Origin of the sequence: Pseudomonas sp. PLB05 (assembly GCF_021106615.1) — a bacterium.
Lineage (GTDB): Bacteria > Pseudomonadota > Gammaproteobacteria > Pseudomonadales > Pseudomonadaceae > Chryseomonas > Chryseomonas benzopyrenica.
The window spans coordinates 204,831-222,028 of sequence record NZ_JAJOHO010000006.1 but is presented as its reverse complement, the minus strand read 5'-3'; the positions used below and the strand labels follow the sequence as shown (position 1 = coordinate 222,028).

Annotated in this window: 15 protein-coding genes and 1 pseudogene; 5 read left to right on the top strand and 11 right to left on the bottom strand. The window is 61.6% G+C overall.

Annotated elements, in window-relative coordinates:
- Window position 1: 1 nt before the first annotated feature.
- From LRS53_RS22625 to merT, 7 genes are all read right to left on the bottom strand, one after another.
- Entirely contained in the window at window positions 2–562 is a 561-nt protein-coding gene (locus LRS53_RS22625; protein ID WP_003124096.1) for a recombinase family protein, read from the bottom strand.
- A 130-nt stretch (window positions 563–692) separates the two neighbouring features.
- The gene (locus tag LRS53_RS22620; RefSeq protein WP_231357403.1) at window positions 693–1,682 is read right to left on the bottom strand and encodes a DUF3330 domain-containing protein; all 990 of its coding nucleotides are present in this window, start codon (window positions 1,680–1,682) and stop codon (window positions 693–695) included.
- On the bottom strand, window positions 1,679–1,915 hold the full coding sequence (gene merE, locus LRS53_RS22615; protein WP_003132004.1) for a broad-spectrum mercury transporter MerE: 237 nt from the start codon (window positions 1,913–1,915) through the stop codon (window positions 1,679–1,681). The genes LRS53_RS22620 and merE overlap by 4 nt, the downstream gene beginning before the upstream one ends.
- Window positions 1,912–2,277, bottom strand: coding sequence for a mercury resistance co-regulator MerD (gene merD, locus LRS53_RS22610; RefSeq protein ID WP_000995360.1), 366 nt, complete (start codon window positions 2,275–2,277; stop codon window positions 1,912–1,914). Before merD ends, merE begins: the two co-directional genes overlap by 4 nt.
- A gap of 17 nt (window positions 2,278–2,294) precedes the next feature.
- A complete protein-coding gene (gene merA / locus LRS53_RS22605; protein ID WP_017518823.1) occupies window positions 2,295–3,980 on the bottom strand; it encodes a mercury(II) reductase in 1,686 nt (561 codons plus the stop codon).
- A gap of 69 nt (window positions 3,981–4,049) precedes the next feature.
- The gene (merP, locus tag LRS53_RS22600) at window positions 4,050–4,325 is read right to left on the bottom strand and encodes a mercury resistance system periplasmic binding protein MerP (RefSeq protein WP_003131987.1); all 276 of its coding nucleotides are present in this window, start codon (window positions 4,323–4,325) and stop codon (window positions 4,050–4,052) included.
- Between the two features lie 12 nt (window positions 4,326–4,337).
- Entirely contained in the window at window positions 4,338–4,688 is a 351-nt protein-coding gene (gene merT / locus LRS53_RS22595) for a mercuric ion transporter MerT (RefSeq protein ID WP_003131974.1), read from the bottom strand.
- Between the two features lie 71 nt (window positions 4,689–4,759).
- Between merT and LRS53_RS22590 the strand changes: the two genes are divergently transcribed.
- From LRS53_RS22590 to LRS53_RS22580, 3 genes and pseudogenes are all read left to right on the top strand, one after another.
- Window positions 4,760–5,194, top strand: coding sequence for a mercury resistance transcriptional regulator MerR (locus LRS53_RS22590; RefSeq protein ID WP_003131969.1), 435 nt, complete (start codon window positions 4,760–4,762; stop codon window positions 5,192–5,194).
- A gap of 200 nt (window positions 5,195–5,394) precedes the next feature.
- Window positions 5,395–6,690, top strand: coding sequence for an OprD family porin (locus LRS53_RS22585; protein ID WP_231357420.1), 1,296 nt, complete (start codon window positions 5,395–5,397; stop codon window positions 6,688–6,690).
- 196 nt (window positions 6,691–6,886) lie between these two features.
- Window positions 6,887–8,035: pseudogene (locus LRS53_RS22580) on the top strand (IS3 family transposase).
- 516 nt (window positions 8,036–8,551) lie between these two features.
- Here LRS53_RS22580 and LRS53_RS22575 read toward each other — a convergent pair.
- From LRS53_RS22575 to LRS53_RS22560, 4 genes are all read right to left on the bottom strand, one after another.
- Window positions 8,552–8,761, bottom strand: coding sequence for a hypothetical protein (locus LRS53_RS22575; RefSeq protein ID WP_017638791.1), 210 nt, complete (start codon window positions 8,759–8,761; stop codon window positions 8,552–8,554).
- A 91-nt stretch (window positions 8,762–8,852) separates the two neighbouring features.
- A complete protein-coding gene (locus LRS53_RS22570) occupies window positions 8,853–11,990 on the bottom strand; it encodes a CusA/CzcA family heavy metal efflux RND transporter (protein WP_017638792.1) in 3,138 nt (1,045 codons plus the stop codon).
- A 9-nt stretch (window positions 11,991–11,999) separates the two neighbouring features.
- Window positions 12,000–13,274, bottom strand: coding sequence for an efflux RND transporter periplasmic adaptor subunit (locus LRS53_RS22565; protein WP_017638793.1), 1,275 nt, complete (start codon window positions 13,272–13,274; stop codon window positions 12,000–12,002).
- Between the two features lie 41 nt (window positions 13,275–13,315).
- Window positions 13,316–14,563 carry a TolC family protein gene (locus tag LRS53_RS22560; protein WP_231357402.1) on the bottom strand — a complete coding sequence of 416 codons (1,248 nt, stop codon included), beginning with the start codon at window positions 14,561–14,563 and terminating at the stop codon, window positions 13,316–13,318.
- A 220-nt stretch (window positions 14,564–14,783) separates the two neighbouring features.
- On the opposite strand from LRS53_RS22560, the gene LRS53_RS22555 reads away from it, so the two are divergent.
- Window positions 14,784–15,458: a heavy metal response regulator transcription factor gene (locus LRS53_RS22555; protein ID WP_026083573.1), complete on the top strand. Its 675-nt coding sequence runs from the start codon at window positions 14,784–14,786 to the stop codon at window positions 15,456–15,458.
- 5 nt (window positions 15,459–15,463) lie between these two features.
- Window positions 15,464–16,870 (top strand): heavy metal sensor histidine kinase, encoded by a 1,407-nt coding sequence (locus LRS53_RS22550; protein WP_169854974.1) that lies wholly within the window; start codon window positions 15,464–15,466, stop codon window positions 16,868–16,870.
- Window positions 16,871–17,198 lie beyond the last annotated feature (328 nt).

Sequence of the window (17,198 nt, the reverse complement as noted above, 5' to 3'; positions counted from 1 at the left end):
TTTACTGATCCGTTCTCAAGTATTGATACAGGGTTTCGCGACTGATTCCGAATTCACGAGCCAGCTTGGTCTTTTGCTCGCCAGCCTCGACACGTTGGCGCAGTTCGGCAATACGCTCAGACGACAGGGATTTCTTCCTGCCACGGTAGGCCCCGCGCTGCTTGGCGAGCGCGATGCCCTCGCGCTGCCGCTCGCGGATCAAGGCGCGTTCGAACTCGGCGAACGCGCCCATTACCGACAGCATCAGGTTCGCCATCGGCGAGTCCTCGCCGGTGAAGGTCAAATGCTCCTTAAGGAACTCGATGCGTACGCCGCGCTGGGTGAGGCCCTGCACCAGGCGGCGCAGGTCGTCGAGGTTGCGCGCCAGACGATCCATGCTGTGCACCACGACCGTGTCGCCTTCGCGCACGAAGGCGAGCAGCCGTTCCAGTTCGGGCCGCCGTGTGTCCTTGCCCGACGCCTTGTCGGTGAACACTTTATCCACCTGGATCTGTTCGAGCTGCCGTTCTGGGTTCTGGTCGAAGCTGCTGACGCGGACGTAACCGATGCGCTGACCGTGCAAGGTATCCTCCTGAGGGAAATGTGTCAGGAAGAAATCTATGACCCTTGACGGCGTATGTCAATCAATTCGGAAGGCAACTCTATTCTGACGATTTAGCGCCGGATGGTCTGACGCCAAGTTAGGGTATGCCTCAATCTGACGGTAGCGAGTCGCAGGCGTTCGGATCGGCATCGGTTTCGTTCCCTGTCTTGGCACGCGCTTCGAAGCGTTGATAACACTCCAACCCGCAGAAGTGCTCGACGTATTCCGCGCCTTCCGGGGTGAAGGCGGCATCGAGCGGGATTTCCTTGCAGCACACGCAGCAACTGGTGGTGGTCGAGTCACTTGCATTCACGGTGGCACCCCTCCATTGACTGACGAAGACGGCGAATGCCGCCGCCGGCATTGGCTTCGCGAACAGGAAGCCTTGTCCTGTGTCGCAGTCCGCTTGTCGCAATAGATCAAGACTCGCCGATGTTTCCACGCCTTCAGCCACCACATCCATGCCCAGCCCGTGCGCAAGCTGAATCACGGTGTGCACGATGGTTTGGTCGCGGCGGTCGTTGGCGAGCCCGGCGACAAACGATTGGTCGATCTTGAGCGTGCTGATTGGGCAGCACTTCAGATGTTGCAGACAGGAATACCCCGTCCCGAAGTCATCGGCGGCGAAGCGCACACCGATCTGCCGCAAGGCGTCCAGGGCGGGGAAGATCGCCGGATCACCAAACGCGACCGATTCGGTCAGCTCGATTTCGAGATACTCGGCGGGCAACTCGGCATCAGCCAGCACGCCCTTTACCCACCCGTCGAAGTCCGGTCCCACTTGGCTCGCCGAAACATTGACGGCCAGCCGGAACGGTCGCCATGCCAGCATTCGCCAGTCACGCATCTGGCGGCAGGCTTCGCCCAGCACCCAAGCGCCGATTTCAGGCATCAGGCCGGACGATTCGACCACGGGCAGAAACTGGCCCGGTGGCAATAGTCCAAGCGTCGGATGACGCCAGCGCAACAGGGCTTCCGCGCCGACAATCCCACCACTGCGCAGATCGACGACGGGCTGGTAGTGCAGTTCAAGCTGCCCGCGCTCGACCGCTTGGGCCAGTTCCGGCGTCGTCCATCCATCCGGCCGGAAAGCGCTCATTCTCTTTCCCTGAATGCCCGCAACGCCCGCGACAGGGACAGAAGGAACAGGCCGGTCAAACCGAGCGCCGCGATGACCCAATGCTCGCCGAGGAAAGCACCGGCGGTTGTGCCGGCCAGCACGACAGCGAGGATGGGCAGGTGGCAGGGGCAAGTCAGCACAGCCAGTCCGCCCCACAGGTAGCCGGTGATCGGTTTGTGCGTCTCGGACGGCAAGCGCTCGGGGTTGTTCATGGCAGACTCTCCGCGTGCTGTGCCGGCTCGGTCGGCAGGGTGGCCAACTGCACTTCCAGATCGGCCAACGCTTCGCGCCGACGCTCGACGAACTGACGCAGCAGGGCAAGCTGCGCGGCCGCTTCGTCGCCGTCCGCCGCATCCAGCGCCCGGCACAGCCGCGCCAGCGCGTCGAGGCCGATGCCCGCCTCGAAGGCCGCCCGCACGAAGCACAGCCGTTGCAAGGCGGCGTCATCGAACAAGCCGTAGCCGCCTGGTGTGCACGCCACCGGGCGCAGCAATCCGCGCAGCAGGTAGTCGCGCACGATATGCACGCTCACCCCGGCATCAAGAGCCAGCCGGGACACCGTGTAGGCGTTCATTGAACACCTCCTTTTTCTCACCCGGCGCAGCAGGAAAGCTGCTTCACATCCTTGTTGAAGGTCTGCGCCGCGAGCTTCAACCCCTCGACCATCGTCAGGTAGGGGAACAACTGGTCGGCCAGTTCCTGCACCGTCATGCGGTTGCGAATGGCCAGAGCCGCCGTCTGGATCAGTTCACCCGCTTCCGGCGCGACCGCCTGTACGCCGATCAGCCGATGGCTGCCTTCCTCGATAACCAACTTGATGAAGCCGCGTGTGTCGAAGTTGGCGAGCGCACGCGGCACGTTGTCCAAGGTCAAGGTGCGGCTGTCGGTCTCGATCCCGTCGTGGTGGGCTTCCGCCTCGCTGTAGCCCACGGTCGCCACTTGCGGATCGGTGAACACCACGGCCGGCATTGCGGTCAGGTCGAGCGCCGCATCGCCGCCGGTCATGTTGATCGCGGCACGGGTGCCGGCCGCTGCCGCCACATAGACGAACTGCGGCTGGTCGGTGCAGTCGCCGGCCGCGTAGATGTTCGGGTTGCTCGTGCGCATGCTTTGGTCGATGGCGATGGCACCTTGCGCATTGACAGTGACCCCCGCTGCGTCCAGCGCGAGGCTGCGCGTGTTCGGTGTCCGACCGGTGGCAACCAGCAGTTTGTCGGCGCGCAATTCACCGTGCGTGGTGGTCAGCACGAATTCACCGTCCATATGGGCGACCTGGCTGGCTTGCGTGTGCTCCAGCACCTCGATGCCCTCGGCACGGAAAGCGGCTGTCACCGCCTCGCCGATGGCCGGGTCTTCACGGAAGAACAAGGTATTGCGCGCCAGGACCGTGACCTTGCTGCCCAGCCGGGCAAAGGCTTGCGCCAGCTCCAGCGCCACCACCGACGAGCCGATTACGGCAAGGCGTTCGGGAATGGTGTCGCTCGCCAGGGCCTCGGTGGAAGTCCAGTAGGGTGACTCTTTCAAGCCCGGAATCGGCGGGACCGCCGGGCTGGCACCCGTGGCGACCAGGCAGCGGTCGAACATCACGACGCGCTCGCCACCCTCGTTCAAACGGACGGTAAGGCTCTGGTCGTCCTTGAAGCGCGCCTCACCGTGCACAACGGTGATGGCCGGATTACCGCCCAGGATGCCTTCGTACTTGGCGTGCCGCAGTTCGTCGACGCGGGCCTGCTGCTGGGCCAGCAGCTTACTGCGGTCAATCGTAGGCACAGTTGCCGCAATACCGCCATCGAACGGGCTTTCCCGGCGCAGATGGGCGATGTGGGCGGCGCGGATCATGATCTTGGACGGCACACAGCCGACATTGACGCAGGTGCCGCCGATGGTGCCGCGCTCGATCAGCGTGACCTGCGCGCCTTGCTCGACGGCTTTCAGCGCCGCCGCCATCGCGGCTCCACCGCTGCCAATGACCGCTACCTGCACCGGGGGCTCGTTGCCACTGTGCTTTTCGGCGGCGGCCATCCATCCCCGCACCTTGTCGAGCAGTCCGACGCGGTTGTCCGCCAGTGGCGCATCGGCTAGCGTTGCCTTGTAGCCCAGTCCGGCCACGGCGGCAGTCAGCGCGTCCGGCGATGTGCCCGGCACGATGGCGAGTTGCGCTGTGCCCTTCGGATAGGACACCAGCGCCGACTGCACGCCTGGCACTTTTTCCAGCGCTTCCTTGACGTGCGCCGCGCACGAGTCGCAAGTCATGCCGGTGATTTTTAGATGGGTCATGACAGATCCTTTATCGTTTGTGGCGCCAGACAATGACGTCCGTTGTGCTGCGGTGCCGTTTTCAGTGACTCACTGCTTGACGCTGGACGGATAGCCCGCGTCTGCGGTTGCCTTGGTCAGCTTCTGCACGCTGGTCTTGGCATCGTCGAAGGTGACGACCGCTTGGCGTGTCTCGAAAGTCACGTCAACTTTGCTGACGCCTTCGACCTTGGAAATCGCCTTCTTGACAGTGATCGGGCAGGCGGAGCAGGTCATGCCCGGTACGGACAGCGTGACGGTCTGGGTGGCGGCCCAGACGGGGGCAACAACGGCGGCGAGGGCGAGGGAGGCAAACAGTTTCTTCATGGTGAACTCCGATCAGTAGAAAAATGGCATGACGTAGGGAAATCCGAGCGCGACCAGAACCAGCGCGGCCACGATCCAGAAAATGAGCTTGTAAGTAGCTCGCACTTGGGGAATCGCGCAGACCTCACCCGGTTTGCAGGCCGCTGCCTGCCGGTAGATGCGCCGCCAGGCGAAGAACAACGCCACCAGCGCCACGCCGATAAAGATGGGGCGATAGGGTTCCAACACCGCCAAGTTGCCGATCCAAGCGCCGCTGAACCCCAAGGCGATCAGAACCAACGGCCCGAGGCAGCAAGCCGAGGCGAGGATGGCGGCAAGCCCTCCAGTGAAGAGCGCGCCGCGCCCGGTTTTTGGTTCAGACATGCGCTTGTCCTTTCGAATTGAAATTGGATAGCGTAACCTTACTTCCGTACTCATGTACGGAGTCAAGCGATATGGAAAACAATTTGGAGAACCTGACCATTGGCGTTTTCGCCAAGGCGGCCGGGGTCAATGTGGAGACCATCCGTTTCTATCAGCGCAAGGGCTTGTTGCTGGAGCCTGACAAGCCCTATGGCAGCATCCGCCGCTATGGCGAGGCGGATGTAACGCGGGTGCGCTTCGTGAAATCAGCCCAGCGGCTGGGCTTCAGCCTGGATGAGATCGCCGAGCTGCTGCGGCTGGAGGATGGCACCCATTGCGAGGAAGCCAGCAGTCTGGCCGAGCACAAGCTCAAGGACGTGCGCGAGAAAATGGCTGACCTGGCGCGCATGGAGGCCGTGCTGTCTGAGTTGGTGTGCGCCTGCCATGCGCGAAGGGGGAACGTTTCCTGCCCGCTGATCGCGTCACTACAGGGTGGAGCAAGCTTGGCAGGTTCGGCTATGCCTTAGCGTGCTTTATTTTCCGTTTTCTGAGACGACCCCATGAATGAGAACTCGATATTAAGATTACAAAATTGTAATTTAGCAGCAATCGTCCTGAAAGGATTACTCTTTGAAAATCACAGGACTAACAAAAAATACATCAGTATCGACCTGCCTCACCCCAAAGGAGCACCGTCTTGCAAACCAACGTTATAAAGACCTTAATAATTCCATTTATTTTTATACCGCAGGTAGTGAGTGCGAATTCAGCTTCAGAAAACTCTGGAGGCTTCTTAGAAGATAGCTCACTTTCAATTATGAATCGGAACTATTACTTCAATAGGGATTTTAGAAAGGGCCAAGCAAACTCTGCAGGCAACGGCTACTCTGAAACTTGGGCGCATGGTCTATTAGCCTTTTATAGATCAGGATATACACAAGGTACCGTAGGCGTTGGGGTAGACGCAGTTGGGCTTCTTGGCCTACGTTTAGACAGCGGAAGGGGCCGAACGGGCCAGGGCGGTAGCGTTAACTTGCTTCCCGCAGACGCGAACGGTGATCCCACGACCGAGTACTCCAAATTACTTGGCGCCGTAAAGTTGAAATTCTTAGATACTGAGGTAAAGCTTGGCGACGTATTCCCTACTACACCTGTTGTGCATTTTGGCGACTCACGCCTACTTCCACAAAGCTTTAAAGGCATTACCGCAACGAACAACAGCTTCGACGCCATAACTATTAATGGCGGGCGTTTACACGCCATGAGCCAGCCGCAGCAAAGCGAGACGGGAAGTGATTTTGTAACCTTCTATGCTGGTCAAGTGAAGTCGTCTTACCTTTCTTACCTCGGCGGTGAGTACAAGATAAATGAGTACCTCACAAGCAGCCTCTATACAAGCAAGTTAGATAATTCCTGGCGCCAATACTATTTTGGATCCATCGCCAGCTATCCTATTAACGATAATCTAGCTCTAACAGCGGGGTTAAACTTCTATAGATCGGTCGACGACGGTAGAAAGTTTCTTGGGGAGTTTTCCACAAATATCTGGAGTGTTAGCAGTGGCATTGTAGCGGGTGCGCACTCTATAACCATGAGCTACCAGCAAAACAACGGGGACAACGATTTCGACTACCTGAGACAATCTGACTCAATTTACCTTAACAACTCCATTCAGTATAGTGACTTCAACTCCCCGAAAGAGCAGTCAGTTCTTTTACGCTATGATATAAACCTTGCGCAGTATGGGATTCCTGGGCTAACTCTGATGGCCCGATATGGGAAGGGCTGGAATGCGGACTACTCGAACGCAAACTCCGTATATATGCGGCGTGACGAGAATGGTCTACCATTACAAAACCAACATCGCTGGGAGCGTGATATAGAGGCGCGCTATGTAGTGCAGAGCGGACCTGCGAAAGATCTATCATTCCGGTTGAGACAAGCTACCACGCGCGCAAGCAAGTTTGAGTCAGACCTAGATGAAATCAGGATCATTACCGAATACCCCCTCTCCCTGCTTTAATTGAAATTTATTTACGTACATCTTTGTTCTCCTTTGGTTAGGGTGTACGTCTTAGGGTGCCAATTGGCACCCTTTTTTTGGGTCTAATTTCTGGGAATAGCCGCGCAGCTATGATAGTTAACCTATCGCCCAACTGAATCGCCTCTAGTTTCGTAGACACCTCCAAGCTTCATAATGACGCCCATTAGGAGGTGCTATGAGCGACCAACGTTACCCCGAAGAATTCAAAATCGAAGCGGTCAAGCTAGTGACCGAGCGTGGCCTCCCCGTTACTGAGGTAGCGGCGCGGTTGGGCATGTCGGTGCATAGCCTGTATGCCTGGATCATGCGCTACGGCAAGCCCTAAGAACAGCGGCAGCAAAAAGACGATCAGCATGCCGAATTGCGTCGTTTGCGCGCCGAACTCAAGCGGGTGACCGAAGAGCGAGACATTTTTAAAAGGCCGCCGCGTACTTTGCCAAGGAGTCCGGCTGGAGTAGGCCTTCATCAGCTAGCTGTCGGTGGAGTACCCGGTGCGACGTCTCTGCCAGACGCTCCAGGTGCATCCCAGCGGTTACTACGCCAGGCTGGCCGAGCCGAAATCCGTACGCGCCAAGGAAGATCAGCTCCTGCGCGGATTGATCAAGCATGCCTGGTTGGAAAACGGTGGAGTTTACGGCTACCGCAGGGTCCACAACGATCTGCGTGAGCTGGGGGAGTCCTGTTGCCGGCACTGTGTGGCTCGCCTGATACGGGAAGAAGGGCTGCGCTCGCAGACCGGCTATCGTCAGCGCCCCGGCTACTACGGCGGCAGGCCGACGGTGGCCTCGCCCAATCGCCTGGAGCGGCAGTTCGACGTCGGTGAACCGAACAAAGTCTGGGTCACCGACATCATCTACATCCGTACCTATGAGGGTTGGTTGTACTTGGCGGTGGTGCTGGATCTGCTTTCACGCCAGGTAATTGGCTGGTCGATGAAACCACAGATGTGCAGCGACTTGGCCATTGATGCGTTGCTAATGGCGGTGTGGCGGCGCAAGCCCAAGCAGGAAGTGATGATTCACTCTGACCTTGGCAGCCAGTTCAGCAGTTCGGACTGGCAGATTTTCCTCAAGGCCAACAGCCTGATCAGCAGCATGAGTCGACGCGGCAACTGCCACGACAACGCGGTGGAGGAAAGCTTTTTCCAGTTGCTGAAGCGCCAACGCATCCGACGAGAAACCTACGGCACCCGCGAAGAAGCCCGTAGTAATGTGTACGATTACATCGAGATGTCTTATAACCCTAAACGATGGCACGGCAGCGCTAGGCAGCTATCGCCATAGAGTTTGAGAAACGCTATTTCCAGAGCTTGGAGAGTGTCTAGGAAAGCGGGGCCGATTCACATCGGCGCCATCGATGCAGCCGGTGCCTAACTGCCGCTACTCATGTCGATTAAAATTTTTGGTTCGCCAAGCCTGTACAATCGAATTTTTATGCGCATCGCCCCCCTTGTGATGATGGAGATCTGCTTCGTGTCTTCACGCGGCTCAAGCCGCGGCAGATATCAAAAATCTGACGCTACACTTCGATGGGTGCTTCTATGTCCTAATTAATACGACGCGAGCGCGGCACTAGCAGGTCAGTACGTTGGGGCCTATTGACCAACCAGACGGACGGAACGAAGTGAGATCGGAGATGCTTCCTTGCCGTTTAGCATTCTTGATCAGCTGCAACACTGTGCCTCTCATGCTCGTATGTCCCTAGCGCTATCTAGTTGGCCACCCTGCCTGTCCTTGAGCCTAGGCATTCGAGTACGGTACTTCTGCTTAAAAACTTACCATACCCTCAGTCAGAGCCTAAAAAGCCACAAGCGACAAAATGCCAATTTTGGCTGTTAAAATTAGTCGGTCTTTTTAATTGTATCTTGCTTACCTGACTGATTGACCTCCTCCGCCACCATCTCATGCGTCTCTCGATGCTGCTGGAGCGCCGCTTGGCGCTCTCGAAAATTTTCGTTGTGCGAGATCGAGCGCTCGCTGCCGTCTGCGGCATAGCTGAGGTTCGCAACAACGAGGGTGGCGGCAAACAGGGCAGTTTTAAGGAACGTCATGGTGTTTCTCCTTCTAGGGTGCAGTGTGGGTATGAGAGCCACTCTAGAGGGGCGCGGCTAACGCCAGGATGAGCCGCGCATTACAATCCTGTCATCCTTCCCCGGGCTGTTCGCGACGGCGCAGGACACTGTGGTAGAGCGCGGGCAGGACCAGCAACGTCAGGGCGGTGGAAGACAGGATGCCGCCGATCACCACGGTCGCCAGCGGCCGTTGTACCTCTGCGCCGGTGCCCGTCGCCAGGGCCATGGGAATGAAGCCCAGCGAGGCCACCAGCGCAGTCATCAGCACCGGCCGCAGGCGGACCAGCGCCCCCTCGCGCACGGCGATGTCCAGCGGCTTGCCCTCCTCCAGCAGGCCACGGATGAAGGAGATCATCACCAGGCCATTGAGCACCGCGACGCCCGACAGCGCGATGAAACCCACGCCTGCCGAGATCGACAGGGGAATGTCCCGCAACCACAACGCCAGCACTCCGCCCGTCAAGGCGAAGGGAATACCGGTAAAGACCACGAGGCCGTCGCGCAGATTGCCGAACATCATGAACAGCAGCACGAACACCAGCAGCAAGGCCACCGGCACCACGAGTTGCAGGCGGGCGGCGGCAGCCTGCAACTGCTCGAATTGGCCACCCCAACTGGTCCAGTAGCCTGCGGGAATCCGTACCTGGTCCGTAATGGCGGCGGTGGCATCCGCCACGAAGCTACCCAGGTCCCGATCGCGAACATTGGCACTGACGATCACCAGGCGCTTGCCGTCTTCACGGCTGATCTGATTCGGCCCCAGCACCGTTTCCAGGCGCGCCACATCGGCCAGGGGAATGAACTCGACGCGGCCTTCCACCGCTGGCAATGGAATGGGCAGGCGCGCCAGCACCGCCGGATCGCTGCGCAGCGTTTCCGGGAGGCGGATCATCAGATCGAAGCGGCGATCACCCTCGAAAAGCGTGCCGGCCTTGCGTCCGCCGAGCGCCGTGGCAATCACATCCTGGATGTCACCGACATTGAGGCCATAACGCGCGGCTCGCTCACGATCGATCTGCACGCTCAGCAGCGGCAACCCCCCGGTCTGCTCCACCTTCACCTCGGCGGCGCCGGTGACCTTCTGCAACACCCTGGCAATCTCCGCAGCGGTCTTGTTCAGCACCGCCATGTCGTCGCCGAAGACCTTGACCGCCACATCGCTGCGCACGCCGGAAATCAGCTCGTTGAATCTCAGCTGGATCGGTTGCGACAACTCGTAATTGCTACCGGGTACACGCGCCGCCGCTGCTTCCAGCTCGGCCATCAGCTGCTCGCGGGACTTGCCTGGATCAGGCCACTGTGCCTGCGGCTTGAGCATCACGTAGCTGTCGGAGATGTTCGGCGGCATCGGATCTGCGGCGATCTCCGCGGTCCCGGTCCTCGCGAATACCCGCTCCACCTCGGGTACCTGATCCAGGATGGAGCGCTCCAGGCGTTGCTGCATGTCCACCGATTGCCCCAGGCCGGTACCGGGCACCCTGAGCGCCTGCAGCGCGAAATCACCCTCGCTCAAGCTAGGTACGAATTCACTGCCCAGGCGCAGCGCCAGCAGCACCGTCAGCACCACGCTCAGGCCAGCGCCGGCGAACACCAGTGGCCGCCGACGCATGGCTGCATCCAACGCGACGGCATAGCCGCGCCGCGCCGCGCTCATCAGTCGATTGTCCTTTTCCTGCACGCGACCCGTGACGAACAGCGCCACGGCCGCCGGGACGAAGGTGATGGACAGCAGCATGGCACCCAGCAAGGCGATCACCACGGTAAAGGCCATGGGATGGAACATCTTGCCTTCCACACCCGTCAGGGCGAACACCGGCAGATAGACCACCATGATGATCAGCTGCCCGAAGATCAGCGGTCTGCGCGCCTCGCGGGCGGCGGCGAACACTTCCTGGAAGCGCTCCCTTCGATCGAGTACCCGACCGTGCCGTTCCTGGGCATGAGCCAGCCGGCGAATGGCATTCTCCACGATCACCACGGCGCCATCGACGATGATGCCGAAGTCGAGCGCACCCAGACTCATCAGGTTGGCGCTGACCCGATTCGCGGCCATGCCGCTGAAGGTGAAGAGCATCGACAGCGGGATCACCAGCGCGGTGATCAGCGCCGCGCGCAGATTGCCGAGGAAGACGAAGAGCACGGCGATGACCAGCAGCGCACCCTCCACCAGATTCTTGCGTACCGTGGCGATCGCCTTGTCCACCAGCGTGGTGCGGTCGTACACGGCGACCGCCTGCACGCCTTCCGGCAGGTTGCGGTTGATCTGCGCCAGGCGCCCAGCCACCGCCAGGGCCACCTCGCGGCTGTTCTCGCCCACCCGCATGAAGACGGTGCCGAGCACCGCCTCTTCGCCATTCTCGGTAGCCGCCCCGGACCGCAACTCCTGCCCTACCCCGACCGTGGCCACATCCCGGACCCGTACCGGGGTACCGTCCACCGTCGCCAGCACGATGGTGGCGATGTCCTCGACGGAGGCGAGCTGCCCCGGTACCCGAATCACCAGCTGCTCCCCGGCGCGCTCGATGAAACCGGCGCCGACATTGGCGTTGTTCCGCTCCAGCGCCACCGCCAGTTGTTCCAGGGTGATGCGATAGCCGGCCAGGCGCTTGGGATCGGGCGCGATCTGATACTCCTTGGCGTAGCCGCCAATGGTGTTGACTTCCGCCACCCCGGGTACGGTACGCAACTGGGGTTTGACGATCCAGTCCTGGATCTCGCGCAGATCGGTGAGCGTATAGGCTTCGCCGTCAGCCCGGCGCGCCTGAGGCGCGGCCTTCACTGTCCAGAGGAAGATTTCCCCGAGCCCGGTGGACAGCGGCCCCAGATTGACCTCCACGCCCTCCGGCAGGGCTTCGCGCGCCCCCTGGAGGCGCTCGCTCACCTGCTGGCGAGCGAAGAACAGATCCGTCCCATCGGCGAAAATGACGCTGATCTGAGCAAAGCCCGAGCGCGACAACGACCGGGTCCGCTCCAGCCCGGGCAGGCCGGCCATGGCCGTTTCCAGCGGATAGGTAACCCGCTGTTCGACCTCCAGCGGCGAAGCGCCCGGTACTTCCGCGTTGATCTGTACCTGGACGTTGGTGATGTCCGGCACCGCATCGATGGGCAGGTGGCGATAGCTGTAGATCCCCAGGGCGGCGATGCCGAGCGTGGCGAGCAGCACCAGCCAGCGCTGCTCGATGGCGAAGCGAAGAATACGTTCGAACATGATGCGCCCTTAGTGGGAGTGCTCGGCCGAGCCCTTGCCCAGTTCCGACTTGAGAATGAAGCTGCCGCGGTCGGCCACTACCTGGCCGGCGCTCAAGCCCTGACGAATCTCGGTGCGCTCACCGTCCCGCACCCCGGTGACCACGGGGGTCGCCTGAAATCCGTCCGCCGTCCGGACGAACACCACGGGGCGATCCTCCACGACATGCACGGCGCCACTGGGCACGCCGAGTACCTTGGCCTTGCGCTCGTCAGCGAGCCGTACCGTGACGAACAGACCCGGGCGCCAGGCGCCGGCCGGATTGGCCAGGGTGACGCGGGCGGTCGCCGCCCGGGTCTGCTCGCCCAGCAGATTGCCGACATGCGCCACGGTGCCCTCGGTGCGACTGTCCAGCTCTCCTGCAACCACCTCCACCTGTCGGCCAACGGTCACTCGATCGAGGTCACGCGCCGGAACGGCGAACGTCGCCCACACGCGGGACAGGTCGGTGAGCGTGAACAGGTTGCTGGCTTCGTCCACTCGCTCGCCGAGGACCAGGTGCTTCTCCACCACCACGCCGTCGAAGGGTGCGCGCAACTCATAGCGACTACCGCCCTGAGCGGAGGCCGCGCCACCCAGAGCCTGAGCTTTCTGGCGGGCGTTGCGGACGGCGATCTCGGCTTCCTGCAGCGTCTGCCGCGCCTGCAGCAGATCCTGCTCAGCACTGATCCGCTCCTGCCAGAGGCTCTGCTCGCGGGCATAGAGGGTGCGCGCCAGCTGCAAACGCTGCTGTGCGGTCGCCAACTCGCTGCGCACCTCGGACAGCTGCTCGCTGGCGATGACCGCCAGCACCTGTCCCTTGCGCACCCGGTCCCCGAGATTGGCCTTCACCTCCTCGACGATGCCGGGGGTGCGAGACACCACGTGAGCGGTACGATCCTCATCGAAGCGAATTTCTCCGGGGAGACTCAAGGACGCGCCCACGCTGACCGGTGTGACCACCTGGGTCTCGATACCGGCCGCGCGAATCTGCTCCGCGCTCAGCTCGATCTCGCCTTCGGCATGCGTCTCTTCGCCCTCGCCATGGGCGCCCTCGTCTGCTGCCTGGCCGTCCTTTTCTGCGGCCAGAGCCGCGTGCGACGGGGCCGTTACCGCCTTGGCAGCGGCCGCCTTCGCCGGGGGTGCAGCGGATTCGGGATGGTCGTGGCCGGCACCCGCCTGCAGCGTACCGAACGGCAGCCCACTGCCGATTACCGCGATCAGCAGCGGCCGCAGCAGTCTCGGCCTGAATGAAATCATGGTCATGCAAGAACTCCGCACCCGGTTCGTTACCGGGATCTGTAGCGTCATGGGGAGGTGAAGAGCGGGCCATGGAGGCGTTCGAGGCGAGCCCAGGCAGCGATCTGCGCCCGCTGGGCGAGCAGGTACTGCCCCCGCGCCGCAATGAGGGCGCGCTGGGCTTCCAGCACATCCAACTGGGCGAAACGTCCCAGCGAGAAGCCGCGCGTGAGGTCATCGACCGTGCGCTGGCCCGCCGGCATCACCCGGTTGCGCAAGTCGTCGACGTCCGCTGCCGCGCTACGCCAGTCGCGCAGCGCCTGAAGGGTCTCGGCCTGAATCTGCAGCTCGGTCGCTCGCTGTAGATCCCGGGCCTGGTCGGCGCGGCTGGAGGCGGCGAGCAGGTTGCCCTGGTTGCGATCGAAGAGCGGTAGCGGGAGCGAGAAGCCCACCAGATTCACCCGCTCCCCCTCGAGCTCGTCGTATTGGCTGCCCAGGCTCACCCGCACGTCCGGATAGCGCTGGCTGCGCTGCAGATCGACGTCGGCATCCCCGGCGGCTACCTGCTGCCGCGCCTTGAGCATCGCCGGTGTCTGGCGGATCGCCTGCAGCAGCCGGGCTTCGCCGGGAGGTTCGGGCAGACGATCCAGGTCACCGACCGGCTCACCGAGTTCGATCACTGAGACACCCAGTTGGCGGGCAAGACTTACCCGCGCGTTGTCACGCTGCTGCAGTGCGCGTCTCAGCTCCAGCCGCTGGGTGACCTGTTCCACCTCCGCGCGGGTACCCGATACCGGTGAAAGCTTGCCCGCTCGAATCTGCGCCCCCGAGCTGTCCAGGCTGCGCTGGGCCAGCGCCTGCGATTGCTTGGCGAGCCGCACCGCTTCTTCTGCCAAGAGCAACTCGTAAAAGCCCTGGATGATGTCCGCACGGAGGGCATAACGGCGCGCCTCGAGGTCCGCGTCGACCACGCCAGCGTTGGCCTCGGCCACCGCCACCCGTGCGGCGCGCTTGCCGCCCAGCTCAAAGGGCTGGGTGAGCGTGATGCTACGGGTCTGACTGGCAGAGCGAGTGTCCTCGACCTCGAAGGCGAGTTCCGGGTTGGGCAGGAGGCCTGCCTGCTGCCGTGCACCTGCGGCCGCGGCGGTCTCCTGGCGGGCCGCCAGGTAGTCGGGATTGTCGCGCAGGGCCTGGGCCAGCGCCTGCTCCAGGGTCAGCGCTGAGGCCTGGGCCGATCCGCCGGCGAGCAGCAGGCCCAGCCCCAGCACCATCAGGTGCCATAGGGCGGGATGTCGACAAGAAAAGAATAGCGGCACGACAGCGGCTCCTGTGCAGAAGGCGCGACGCTCGAAGGGAGCGACGCTCGATAGCGAAGCCGACTCTAGGGAGCGCCACCTATCGCTCCGGTGACACCAACATTACAAAGCTGCAAGGAAGTTGCCGCCGGGCAAGGATAGCGGCAGGCTTGGTCGCTTGACCCTCTACTGGCTACAGGCTGCAGCCTGCGTCGCCCTCTCGACACGACCGACACCGACGATGCGCTTACTGATAGTGGAAGACGAAGCCCGGGCTGCGGATTATCTGCAGCAGGGCCTCACGGAGAATGGCTATGTGGTCGATCGGGCCGCGACCGGAATCGATGGCTTGCATCTGGCCCTCCAGCAGGACTACGACCTGATCCTGCTGGACATCAATCTGCCGACGATGGATGGCCTGGAAGTCCTGGAATTGCTGCGCCGACGCAAGCAGACCCGGGTGATGCTGCTGACGGGGCAGAGCCGCACCAGCGAACGCGTCCGTGGACTGGACGCCGGCGCTGACGACTATCTGACCAAGCCTTTCGAATTTCCGGAGTTGCTCGCCCGCATCCGCGCGCTGCTCAGGCGCGGCGAGACGCGAGTGCTCAGCGAGACCCTGCAACTGGCCGACCTCGAACTGCATCCCTTTCGCCATCGGGCCTTTCGCGGCGACCAACGCATCGACCTGACCAGCAAGGAATTTGCGCTGCTTCATCTGCTCATGCAGCGCCAGGGCGAAGTGCTCTCCCGCACCGAGATCATCTCGCGGGTCTGGGACATGAATTTCGACTGCGACACCAACGTGGTGGAGGTTGCGATTCGACGCTTGCGGATGAAGGTCGATGAGCCCTTCGGGGAAGCCCTTATCCATACCGTAAGAGGCGTTGGCTACGTGATGGAGCGTCGTTCGTGAGGCCCATGAGCCTGGCCCTGCGCCTGGGGCTGATGGTCACGGGCGTGGGCTTGCTGTTGGCCATCCTGCTGGTCGTCATGGTGTACAGCGTTCTGGATCGAGAGCTGGGCAGGCGCGCTGCCGACCAGCTGCAAGCCAAATTGGGTCAGATCCAGCACAGCCTGGAAGAGCGTCCCACGGATCCCAAGGCGCCCTGGCAGCACAGCTTGGCTGATACGCTGCTCGGCCACGAGGAGCTGTCAGTCACGGTGCTGTCGGCCACCGGGGACACTCCCCTGTACGGGCTGGGCTCCCATGCCTATGCCGACGAGCTCCGGCCAGAACGCTGGCCGGATGCCCAGACCTTGGCCTGGCACTCCGATGACGGTCATGACCTTTTGACTGCCCGAGCCAACCTGACCATTCCAGGGCTACCGCCACTGCAGCTACTGCTGAGCCAGGATCGCAGCAACGACAGCTTCCTCCTGGACGCCTTCCTCCGCGCGGCCCTAATCAGTCTGCCGATTCTGCTGCTGCTGATCGGCGCCGCAGCGTGGTGGACGGGCTATCAGGGCCTTGCACCCTTGCGGCGCTTCCGCCGTACCGCACGGTCGATCACTACCCGACAGCTCACCTTGCGGGTCGACGACACCAACCTGCCTGCAGAAGTGGCTGAGCTGGCCACTGCGCTGAATACCATGCTGGAGCGCCTCAACGCCGGGGTGCAGTTGCTCGACCGCTTCGCCGACGACGTTGCCCACGAGTTGCGTACGCCGCTCGGGATCCTCATTGGGCGTACGCAGATGATACTCAGCCGGAAGCGTGACGAGACCGCGTATCAACAGGCCCTGGAGGAATCCCTGGACGAGTTGGATCGCCTGAGCCGAATCGTCACGGACATGCTGCTGCTGGCCCGCCTGGACAGTCACGAACCGCTGAGTTCATTGGGCAAGGTGGCTGTCGAGCACGAGGCGCTCAGGGTCTGCAGCCTGTTCGAAGCCTATGCCGAGGCGCGCGAACTCGAGCTGGCCGTCGAGGGGCAGCTGCTGGTCGAGGGCGACACGCTAATGATCCAGCGTGCCATCTCGAACGTGCTATCGAACGCCATTCGACATGCTTATCCCGGGACTGAGGTGACGGTGACGTTGTTTAGGCGAGAAGACGGCGTCGGGTGCGTGGCGGTTACCAACCAAGGCCCCCCGATCGCTACCGAGGAGCTGCCCAGGCTCTTCGAGCGCTTCTACCGTGGCAGTGACCGCCATACCGCCGGCAATGGGTTGGGGCTGGCGATCGTACGCGCGATCATGGCTTATCATGGAGGTGGGGCATGCGTGGAATGTTCAGAAGGGCAGACACGCTTTCTACTAAAGTTTCCACCTTCGTCTTATCTGCTGCCGCCATTGGCAGTCAACGGCAGTAACGGTGCTCAATAGCTCAAGTAGATTAGGTTTGTAGTGCGTAAAGTAGTGCTCAGCGGCACAAAATAGCAGAGCGCGGTAGAAATTTGTCAATGTCGCAGTAGACGAAATGAGCAAGGCTTTTTTCTCACTATATTCCCCTTCCCTTCTGCCGCGCTGAGGTGGACGTCAGTTCAAATATGGGGCTAGTAGCTCGCTCCCTTCCTGCTTTTCCTTCTATCGCGCGCGGGGCGCGGGTGATCGGTAGGCGAGCCCGGGCTGAGGGGGTGCAGGGGTGATTTGGAGTTCAGGGTGTGTGTAGGGGTGGTATATTTAAATGGCTTGGCTGGACCTCTTTAATACA